The organism is bacterium (assembly GCA_004299235.1).
GTDB lineage: Bacteria > Chloroflexota > Dormibacteria > Dormibacterales > Dormibacteraceae > SCQL01.
Window position 1 is genome coordinate 1 of the sequence record SCQL01000040.1, and the last position, 1,829, is coordinate 1,829.

Annotated in this window: 3 protein-coding genes; 1 reads left to right on the plus strand and 2 read right to left on the minus strand. The window is 67.6% G+C overall.

Annotated features, from left to right (window positions below; all coding sequences use genetic code 11):
* Positions 1-23: 23 nt before the first annotated feature.
* Positions 24-266 carry a hypothetical protein gene (locus EPN29_13620; GenBank protein TAN31367.1) on the plus strand — a complete coding sequence of 81 codons (243 nt, stop codon included), beginning with the start codon at positions 24-26 and terminating at the stop codon, positions 264-266.
* A gap of 164 nt (positions 267-430) precedes the next feature.
* Here the strand turns inward: EPN29_13620 and EPN29_13625 are convergent, their stop codons facing one another.
* On the minus strand, positions 431-1,036 hold the full coding sequence (locus EPN29_13625) for an XRE family transcriptional regulator (GenBank protein ID TAN31368.1): 606 nt from the start codon (positions 1,034-1,036) through the stop codon (positions 431-433).
* A 340-nt stretch (positions 1,037-1,376) separates the two neighbouring features.
* Positions 1,377-1,829, minus strand: a 453-nt coding sequence (locus EPN29_13630; protein TAN31369.1) for a transposase, incomplete at its 5' end; no start/stop codon positions are given.

Below are 1,829 nucleotides of genomic sequence, written 5' to 3' on the forward strand. Positions count from 1 at the left end.
GGGACATGGGTGACGGGACCACGGTGAACTGCACAGGCGCCGGTACGCCCTACGCGGACCACTACGGCAAGCAGGACTCACCGACCTGCGGACATCGCTACGAGCGCATGTCGACGGATCAGCCCGATGGTGCCTACCAGGTCACGGCGACGAGCCACTGGGTCGTCGAGTGGGCCGGCGGAGGTCAGTCCGGAACCATCGAGTTCGACCTGACCACCGACCCGTTGCCGGTCAGCATCGGTGAGGCCCAGGTGCTGACTCAGTGAGGTAGACGCGCCGAGAACGCACGGGTCCCCTCCTCGAAGGAGGACGGGACCCGTGTTCGTTCCCCAGTCGCGCTGCGCTGGCTCGCGGCAGTGGGGTCAGAGCGCGTCGAGCTCGGCGACGGAGGTCTCTTGGAGGGAGACGTGCGCGGTCACGCGTCACGCCGTCATGCCGTCACGAGGTCGCGGTCGGGGACGTAGATGTTCTGGCGGCTGAGCCAGTCCGGGGTCTGAGCGCGGACCCGGTCGGGGGTGAGGAAGGGGTGCTCCGGAATCCAGGGCTCGAGCAGCGGCTGGCGCAGCGACCGAGCCGGCGCCTCGAGGTCGGCGGTCTCGAGATGGTGGGCCACGACCACGGCAAGCAGCGCGTCCCACTCGGCAGACCCGATGCTGCCTGGCCTGGCCTCCCAAGCATCTAGCAGGACCTGGTCGTTCTCCTCGATAGCCGCGGCGAGGTGGTCGCGACCCTGGAGCAGCATCCGCCAAAGCCACTCAATCTCGCCGGCACGGAAGTGCTCCCGCATCGCGGCCGCGGTCACCGGTGCCGACATCACTCCCCGAGCCGCTGCCTCACCAAGGGCGCGACCGAGCCGACGCGCGCGGACAAGGAACTGCGCGGACGGCTGCGTGGCGCCGGTGAGATACGACGAGAGGCGAGGCGCAGAGGTACGGAGCGCCCGCGCGAACGCGGCCTGGGACAGCCCACTGGCAGTCACGGCCTCGCGAAGGAGGGTCGTGACCTCGACGCTGTCTCGATCGAGGGGGTGCGGCATACCACCATCTTGGCATTACCTGATGCGATAACGCTGCCTGAGCGTGATCGGTGGCTACGTGGCCTCGGACCGCACCGATAGACCCCGGCAAGAACAGCCGTGTCGAGATGCAGTGAACTCTGAACACGCGCCCGCGGGACAGTTTGACGAGATCGACTCGATCCGCGGAGGCGGTCAAGGACGCGGCCGGCGGGGGAGGGCTCGTCCAATTGGGGCTCCGTCATCGGAACACATCACCGGACGGGCTAAACGGACACCGGTCAGTGACGCACGCTCGCTGGCCAGTGTTGTTCCCGCGAACGGTTCGGCTTATGGGACGGGTCGCGCCTGCGGCGCCTCCCTAGTTGTGATGCCCAGCCAGGTTGTTCAACCTCGTGACGGGTGGAAGGCCACCGACGGCTGAGTGGGGCCGGTGGTGGTTGTACTGGTGGAGCCATCCTGGCAGGGCTGCGCGGCGGACGTCTTCGGAGGTGTAGAGCTTCTTGTAGGCCCAGCCCTCGGCCAGGGTCCGATGGAGTCGCTCGATCTTGCCGTTCGTCTGGGGTCGGTAGGGCCGGGTCTTCTTCATCGTGATGCCAAGCTCGTCGCAGGTGTCACGCCACAGGTGGGACTTGTAGGCGCTTCCGTTGTCGGACAGCACCCGCTCGACGGTGACGCCGCGATCGGCGAACCACGCCACGGCACGGTGCAGGACCGCGACGGCGGTGACGGCCTTCTCGTCGTCGTGGATCTCGGCGTAGGCAACGCGGGAGTAGTCATCGATCACGGTGTGCACGAAGCAGGTCCCGAGCTT

Excerpts from the sequence above, each read along its gene's own strand:
- EPN29_13625 (TAN31368.1), bottom strand. The coding sequence starts at position 1,036 with ATGCCGCACCCCCTCGATCGAGACAGCGTCGAGGTCACGACCCTCCTT.